Raw genomic sequence first — 7,218 nt, forward strand, 5'->3', positions numbered from 1 at the left:
CCCGCCTGTTAGGGCAAGACGCAAATGGAACCTCGTAAAACGGTGTCTTGCGTTTCTTCTCTAGCGCGCAAAGATGGTCGACAACAGCTTCTTGACCTTGCCGCCGGACCTGGTTTGATCGATATACGGTTGCTCGCCGAAAGGTCTGTCATGCAGGATGCCGGCCGCGTTGGTCTTGAGGTAGACGACCCACTGTTCTCCCATTGTTCTCTCAATGAACGAATAGGCTTCGCTCATACGAAATCCTCTTCGCTGCACATGATGTGCATCCGAGGATAACAGATGAATGCAGCCCCTTCTCATTAATTCCATGGAAGTTTGTTCGATTCGTCTTCCGAAGCCCCCAAGCAGCGAATGAGTCGTGACCTGCGCGCATGCGCCGATCTCGACCAGCTCCTCCAGCCGCTCCGGATGTTTGACCACCTCGGCATTGCGTTCCGGATGAGCGATCACCGGTGTCAGCCCCAATAGAACCAGCTCGTGCACAAGCTCCGACATTCCCTTGGGAATACGGGACGAAGGCATCTCCAGCAGAATAAATCTGGAGCCCGCCAGCGTAAGCAGCTCACCGCGATGCCACGCATCCAGCAAGTCATCGTGCACGCGAATCTCCTGGCCGGGATACACCCTAAGAGGTATACCCGATTCTTGCCATTGCTCATTGCATTCTTCAACTAATGTAAGTATTCCTGCAGCTGGGTTGAGATAGGCGCCGTTGGCATGATGAGGCGTCGCAATCAATAATGTAATCCCGTCCTCGCATGCGGCGCGAGCCAGCTCCGCGACATCTTCCGCGTTCGCGGCTCCATCGTCGATTCCGGGCAGAATATGCGTATGTATGTCGATCATGATGGCAACCTCCTTACTACTACTTTATCGGTCGCTGGCTGCTATTTTGAAAGGAAATGCAGAAATCGACACTTTTGAATCATCAAATTAGTCAATTCGGCATAAGTAGACAGACTACGACTGGAGGTTCTATCATTAATTACTAGTATATAGCACCTCTTCCGTGCGGGTAAAGGAAGAATCTTCCTATGAAAACGCTTAACAAGCGTTTGTGACAACTTTGATGATTAAAATGACTCTTTACTCCTACTTTCGACATGAGTCGACAGTTGTATTTTCAGTGCAAAAGATGCATTTTCAGGTGTTTATTTTGATAAACTTTTCCATAATAAAGAAGGATTCAGCCCAACACAACAAAACCGCCCAGCTAAACTGAGCGGTCGATTAATATGTTAGTTGTCGCTGCCGGAATTATTCTCCCGAACGCAGCTCCCGCATATGAGGGAAGAGCAGCACGTCGCGGATGGACGGCGCATCGGTTAGCAGCATGACCAAACGGTCAATGCCGATGCCGAGTCCGCCCGTAGGCGGCATGCCGTACTCCAGCGCGCGGATGAAGTCGTCATCCATCTCATGCGCCTCGTCGTTGCCTTGATCCTTCTCGACGAGCTGCGACTCGAAGCGTTCGCGCTGGTCGATCGGGTCGTTAAGCTCCGTGAACGCGTTGGCATGCTCGCGAGCCACGATAAACAGCTCGAAACGGTCCGTGAAACGCGGGTCGGCCTCGCTCTTTTTCGCCAGGGGCGAGATCGCGACGGGATGGCCCATGACGAACGTCGGCTGGATCAGCGTGGACTCGCAGCGTTCCTCGAAGAACGCGTTAAGAATGTGGCCGAACGTCATATGCGGCTCGACCGGAATCTTATGCTCCTTGGCCAGCGCATGCGCTTGTTCGTCGGACATTTCGACTCCGAAGTCGACGCCTGTCACTTCTTTGACGAGATCGACCATGGTTACGCGGCGCCAAGGCGGCGTCAGGTCCACTTCCTGGCCTTGATAGTTGATCTTGGTCGTGCCCAGCACCTCTTGCGCGATATGGGCGATCAGGTTCTCTGTCAGCGCCATGATGTCCTTGTAGTCGGCATATGCCTCGTACAATTCGATCATCGTAAACTCCGGATTATGACGCGTGGAGATGCCTTCGTTGCGATAGACGCGGCCGATCTCGTAGACCTTCTCGAGGCCGCCGACGATCAGGCGCTTTAGATGCAGCTCGATGGCGATCCGCATGTACAACTGCATGTCCAGCGCATTGTGATGCGTGATAAACGGACGCGCAGCGGCGCCACCCGCGATGCTGTGCAGCGTCGGCGTCTCTACCTCGAGGTAGCCGAGCGAGTCGAGGTATCTGCGCATCGACTGGATAATGCGGGAACGCGTGATAAACGATTGCTGCACGTCGGGGTTGACGATCAGATCGACGTAACGTTGGCGATAGCGCAGCTCGACGTCCTTAAGACCGTGATGTTTGTCAGGCAGCGGCAGCAGCGACTTGGTCAGTACGTCGACGTCCAGCGCTTTGACGGATACTTCGCCGGTGTTTGTTTTGAACACGGTGCCCTGTACGCCTACAATATCGCCGATGTCGAGCAGATCGAACGCCGCGAACTTGTGCTCGGCTACCGAATCTTTGCGCACATAGATCTGGATCCGTCCGGAGAGGTCCTGGATGTGGGCGAAGCCCGCCTTGCCCATGCCCCGCTTCTGCATGATACGGCCGGCGATGCTGACTTTAACCGCCTTCTCCTCCAGCTCTTCTTTGCTGAGGCCTTCATACTCGGTCAGAATGTCCTTGGCATGATGCGTGCGCTCGAACTTCCGTCCGAACGGATCTACGCCGAGTCCCCTCAATTCATCCAGCTTGTCTCTGCGAATCTGCAAAAGCTCGCTCAGCTCCTGCTCGTTGTTCAACTCTTGTTCCGACAATGCTTCCATCTCCTTTTGACCACAAGATGCATAAACGTTCAAAAAGCTTCCTGTGAGGAAGCTTTCGAAATCGGCGTTCACGCCTTATTTCTTGATATCGATGATTTTATATTGAATAACTCCCGCCGGCACGTTCACTTCTACGACCGTCCCCTTCTTCTTCCCAAGGATGGCCTTGCCGACAGGGCTTTCATTCGAAATCTTGTTCTGGAGCGGATCGGACTCCGCCGTGCCCACGATCGCGTATTCCATCGTGTCACGGAACTCCAGGTCTTCTACGGTCACGATCGAACCGATGCTTACGGTATCGATGTCGATGTCGTCATTATTAATGATCCGCGCGTTGCGAAGCATCTTCTCAAGGGTAATGATGCGGCCTTCGATAAAGGCTTGCTCATTTTTCGCGTCCTCGTATTCGGAGTTCTCGCTAATGTCACCGTAACCGATGGCAATCTTGATCCGTTCGGCAACTTCACGACGCTTAACCGACTTCAGATTCTCAAGCTCTTCTTCAAGCTTCTTGAGCCCATCTTGAGTCAGAATGATTTGCTTATCGTTCATCTTCCCGATTCTCCTGTCGCGTGACTAATTTTCATACCGTGTATGAATTCACTGTTACTTAATATATTACGTATTGGGTTGTACAGACCAACGCTCTGATAAAGCGCATTCTATATGAAAACTTTGATTATATTGGACGATTATATTGCAACGTACCACGAATGTCAATCGAAGTCAGACTATTCGGTGTAAGCTGCTCCCGCCGGTCTCGCAGCCCATGACGACACAAAGCGGTTACTGTCGACTGATGTCGAATAACCGCTTGTACGACATATTAATGGGAGGCCGCTTCCCTTAGTGAACAATCTCCTCTGCGATAGCGTGGTTCTCGCTTGCGGAAGGCGTTGGAGCTCCTTCGGCTTCATTCTCCAGTGAAGAAATGTACGTCTCCAGGATGGTGACCATGCGGTCGCGGCCCGTCTCTTCCATGATGGCGTCCTTGACGCGAGCGCCGCCCGGCAGACCCTTGAGGTACCAAGCCAGATGCTTGCGCATCTCGCGTACGGCGACCGCTTCGTTCTTGAGCGCGATCAGGCGGTCCAGGTGGAGTATCGCGACCTCCATCTTCTCGCGTGGCGCGGGATCGCCGAGCAGCTCGCCAATTTGCAAATACTGGATCGTGCGATACAGCATCCACGGGTTGCCCAGCGCGCCGCGCCCGATCATGACGCCGTCGACGCCCGTCGTGTCCAGCATCCGCTGCGCATCCTCGGGCGAGAAGACGTCGCCGTTGCCGATGACTGGAATGTTTACGTTATTTTTGACATCTCTTATGATGTCCCAGTTGGCTTTGCCCGTATACTGCTGCTCCCGAGTCCGTCCGTGCACGCTAACCGCCTTGCCTCCCGCGCGTTCGACCGCCTGGGCATTCTCGACCGCATATACGTGCTCGTCATCCCAGCCGATGCGCATCTTTACGGTAACCGGCTTGTCGACGGCATCTACGACGGAGGATACCATCTCGTAGATCTTGTTCGGATCCAGCAGCCAGCGGGCGCCTGCGTCGCACTTCGTTACCTTCGGCACCGGACAGCCCATGTTAATATCTATAATATCCGCGTTCGTCTGCTTGTCGACGACCTTGGCGGCTTCCACGAGCGATTCGCGGTCCCCTCCGAAGATCTGCAAGCTAAGCGGCTTCTCGCGCTCGTCGACGAACAACATTTCCATCGTACGCTTGTTGCCGTGCAGAATGGCCTTGTCGCTCACCATCTCGGCGCACACGAGCCCGGTTCCGAACTCCTTGGCAATTAAGCGAAAAGCAGGGTTGCACACGCCGGCCATCGGCGCCAATACCACTCTGTTCTGCATCTGGATGTCCCCGATTCTCAGCATGCCGCTCCTTACTCCCCCCTAATTGTCATCAGTTCTTCGTAGCTGATGCCAAGCGTCTTCGCAATATGATGCAGCAGCTTCGGGTCGTTTCTGCGCGTTCCGCGCTCCAGCGATCCAAGTACCGCAACCGACACGCCCAGCTCCTTGGCCAGCTCCTGCTGTGTGTAGCCTTTCAGCTTCCTGAAGGCTCTGACGCGCTGCGCCAATTGATTGTTTTCCATAACGTAATGCCATCCTTTCCTGCCTGAAGCGCACGTGCGGTCGTCGTGGACACCTGCTCATGCAGCGGATGCGAACTCGAGATCACATCATGCAGCGGAACAAGGACGAATGCGCGTTCCATCATGCGCGGATGCGGCAGCGTCAGCTCCTCTTGATCCATTCTGACATTATCGTACAGGAGAAGATCAAGGTCAATGGTTCTCGGTCCCCAACGTTCTTGTCGAATTCGCCCGAGGGCGCTCTCCAGCCGCAGCTGCGTCCGCAGCAGCTCAAGCGGCGCCAGCTCGGTCTTGACGGCAACCGCCATGTTTAGAAAGGCCGGCTGGTCGGTGTAGCCGACAGGATCCGTCTCGTAGATGCCCGACACGGCCGTCACTTCGATGCCGGGCTGGTTGTTAAGCTCCCCGATCGCTCGCATGAGATGCGCCTCGCGGTCGCCCATGTTGGAGCCGAGGGCGATGTAGGCGGTGACAGGCGCTGACGCCTTATGCTCGGATGATGCCGCCATGGCCGTCCCGCTTTCTCCGCAGCTCGATCGTCACGCCGTCGAAGTGAATGTCGAACGGCGGATGCGGCTTCGTCACGCGCACCGTGACTTCGTTGATCCTAGTATAAGTCTCCAGCAGACGCGATGCAATGCAGCCCGCCAACGCCTCGATCAGCTTGAAGGGCGGCCCCTCCACGATACTTTTTGTCAATGCGTGCAGTTCGGCGTAATTGACTGTTGCCTCCAAATCATCCTCTCGCGCCGCTTGATCCAGATCCAGGCTCAGCTCGAGATCCACATAGTATTGCTGCCCCAGCTTGTTCTCCTCCGGGAATACGCCGTGATAGCCATAGAAGCGCATACCGATTACCTTCATCAAATCCACTATAGTTGCTCCTTCCTCCTGCATGTGCTTTTCCCTAATGCGAGCCGCTCCCCATACGTGCCGCTTCCGACAAAGTAACCAGAGTTAAAGGTCCTCGGTTGGCGGCATAGACAAGCTGAAGGCGTCACATGTGTACGTTAGTGCGCTTGCCGGGCGGGCAGCTGCGGCCGTGCGCAGTTGCCGGCTCCGCTGCGTGCAGTTGCGGCTTCGCTGCGTGTCGTCGACTCGCTCTAACGTTCGCTTGGCGAAGAATGTCGGCTTCGCGCCCCCGTCCAACCGCACGGATGACCGAAGAATGTCGACTTCACGCCCCCGCTCAACCGCACGCTTGACCGAAGAATGTCGACTTCACGCCCCCACTCAACCGCACGCTTGACGAATTAAGGGAATTTGTCCCTCTAAATTCTCCATACCCACCTATCTATCGACATTAACAGGAAATTCGCCCTTTAATATGCCCTCTACAGCCTTGCGCTGGGCAAATTGCCTCAATTAGTGGGAGATTTTCCTTCTGTTTGTGCTGAAATGCGCATACGTTCGCGATTAGTGGGAGGTTTTCCCGCTAAAGGAGCCGACAAACGACGCGGGGCAGGGGAAAGGGAATCTCACGGCTAAATAAGTCAGCCGACGTTTCAAACCGCTAAGTAAGTCGCCCGACGGAAGAGCGAGGTTCCCACCGAGAAGTAAGAACGCCCGACTGACGAGCGAGGTTTCAAACCGCTAACTGAGTCGCCTGACTGGACCAGCGAGTTCCCACCGCTATGTAAGTCCCCCCGACTGTCGAGCGAGGCATCCCGCTAACTGAGTCGCCTGACTGGACGAGCGAGGTTTCCAAGGCTAAGTAAGCCGTTCGACGGAAGAGCAAGGTTCCCACCGCTATGTAAGTCCCCTGACTGATGAGCGAAGTTCCCACCGCTATGTAAGTCCCCCGACTGTCGAGCGAGGCTTCTCCGCTAACTGAGTCGCCTGAATGGACGAGCCGGGGGAGAAATGCTGCCTAGTATTTAGTCGCGCAAATAATGGATGGCGTCCGCCATCAGCGCCGTGAGCTTCATCTCGCGCACATCGTGCACGCGCATGATCTGAGCGCCATGCGCGATGCCCAGCGCAACGGTCGCCGCTGTCCCCCAGGCGACCTGATCGACCGGCAGATCCAGCGCCTGCCGGATAAACCGCTTGCGCGAGGTGCCCAGCAATATGGGGCAGCCGAGCGCCGTCAGTTCCCGCAGGCGACCGAGCAGGGCGAGGTTGTCCTCGTAGGTTTTGGCGAAGCCGATGCCTGGGTCTACCCAGATGGCATCCTCGGCGACGCCAGCCGCCAGGGCGAGGCCGATGCTGTCGCGCAGATCGGCGAGCACGTCCGGGACGAAGTCGGTGTAGTCCCGGGCGTGTCTGTTATGGCTGACGATGACGGGGCAGCCGTATTCCGCCGCTACGGCGGCCCAGGCGGGGG

At 55.8% G+C, this 7,218-nt stretch carries 8 protein-coding genes; all 8 read right to left on the minus strand.

Annotated features, from left to right (window positions below):
- Positions 1-60: 60 nt before the first annotated feature.
- Positions 61-849, minus strand: coding sequence for a tyrosine-protein phosphatase (locus tag PAT3040_RS15105; protein ID WP_108993395.1), 789 nt, complete (start codon positions 847-849; stop codon positions 61-63).
- Positions 850-1,260: 411 nt separating this feature from the next.
- Complete coding sequence (gene lysS, locus PAT3040_RS15110; protein ID WP_373863948.1) at positions 1,261-2,775, minus strand: lysine--tRNA ligase; 1,515 nt, start codon at positions 2,773-2,775, stop codon at positions 1,261-1,263.
- 84 nt (positions 2,776-2,859) lie between these two features.
- Positions 2,860-3,336: a transcription elongation factor GreA gene (gene greA / locus PAT3040_RS15115; RefSeq protein ID WP_087571617.1), complete on the minus strand. Its 477-nt coding sequence runs from the start codon at positions 3,334-3,336 to the stop codon at positions 2,860-2,862.
- Positions 3,337-3,630: 294 nt separating this feature from the next.
- A complete protein-coding gene (gene dusB, locus PAT3040_RS15120) occupies positions 3,631-4,671 on the minus strand; it encodes a tRNA dihydrouridine synthase DusB (protein ID WP_108993396.1) in 1,041 nt (346 codons plus the stop codon).
- An 8-nt stretch (positions 4,672-4,679) separates the two neighbouring features.
- On the minus strand, positions 4,680-4,892 hold the full coding sequence (locus PAT3040_RS15125) for a helix-turn-helix domain-containing protein (protein WP_087571615.1): 213 nt from the start codon (positions 4,890-4,892) through the stop codon (positions 4,680-4,682).
- Positions 4,844-5,401: a 2-amino-4-hydroxy-6-hydroxymethyldihydropteridine diphosphokinase gene (gene folK / locus PAT3040_RS15130; protein WP_108993397.1), complete on the minus strand. Its 558-nt coding sequence runs from the start codon at positions 5,399-5,401 to the stop codon at positions 4,844-4,846. The genes PAT3040_RS15125 and folK overlap by 49 nt, the downstream gene beginning before the upstream one ends.
- Entirely contained in the window at positions 5,379-5,756 is a 378-nt protein-coding gene (folB, locus tag PAT3040_RS15135; RefSeq protein ID WP_373271312.1) for a dihydroneopterin aldolase, read from the minus strand. Before folB ends, folK begins: the two co-directional genes overlap by 23 nt.
- 1,013 nt (positions 5,757-6,769) lie before the next feature.
- A partial coding sequence (locus PAT3040_RS38670) for a dihydropteroate synthase (RefSeq protein ID WP_258234986.1) occupies positions 6,770-7,218 on the minus strand: 449 nt, incomplete at its 5' end.

This window comes from Paenibacillus agaridevorans, from assembly GCF_003112455.1.
Taxonomy (GTDB): domain Bacteria; phylum Bacillota; class Bacilli; order Paenibacillales; family Paenibacillaceae; genus Pristimantibacillus; species Pristimantibacillus agaridevorans.